This is a genomic window from Vibrio sp. Y176, from assembly GCF_033438945.1.
Map to the genome: position 1 here is coordinate 1 of NZ_JAWOQS010000312.1, position 821 is coordinate 821.

The 821-nt window shown below is 46.5% G+C and carries 1 protein-coding gene; it reads right to left on the minus strand.

Annotation, left to right across the window (positions count from 1 at the left end; genetic code table 11):
- Positions 1 to 189 precede the first annotated feature (189 nt).
- Positions 190 to 821 (minus strand): DUF3943 domain-containing protein (locus tag R7O13_RS25765; RefSeq protein WP_318305058.1); only part of this gene is annotated, 632 nt, incomplete at its 5' end.

Here is an 821-nt window from a genome sequence, read left to right on the forward strand (position 1 = left end):
CGGTGGAACGCATCGCTTAAGTTATTGGAATAAGTCCTTTTCTTCAGTGTAGGTCCTAGGAAGGGGTTATGTTTGATAGAAGTCAATTTTTCACACTAATTCGCGAAGCAAATAATCAAAACAGTGCACTAGATACAAAAAGAGCAGCCGTTTGGCTGCTCTTCATTAATGTCGTTCAATATGGTTGGCTTAGAACGTTACTTTCAGCTCTACGCCGTAAAACTGACTGTCGTAGCTTGCACCTGCGTCCATGGCAAACTTCGCAACATCTTGATTGCCGAACCAAGGTGAGGAGTTGAATTTCAATTCAGCGCTGCCGCCCCATGCGTCAGTCACCCAGTGGTGGATATGACCAACAGGGTTTAGGAAGAAGAGAGAAACGTCGCCTGCAGTTTCTGAACCTAACACTTCGCCGCCATTTGCTACGATGTCTTGCTCTGCTGTTAGCATCATTTCACCCACGACTGCACCAAAGAATGGCGTGATAAAGATGTCCTGCCAAGAAGGGACTTCTGCAAACGCTTCAACACCGTATTCCCAGAAGAAAGTAGACATGGTGGCAGAGTACAAGAATGATTCAAATTCGTTGTAACCTGCATGTCTTGCCGCTGTGTAGTAAACACCGCCAAAGTATGGGTGCATGATGTAGTTTAGGAAGTGTTCGTCACGGTCCCATACCGGGCCATCAGAAACGTTATCTTTCCATTTGCTACCCAGCTTGCTCATGTCGCGGTCTTCTTCGTCCCACTTAGTAATGCTTTCAGGAAGAAACGTCATCAAACCAACAGTAGCCACACTCAGGCCAAGGATGGTGTACGTCT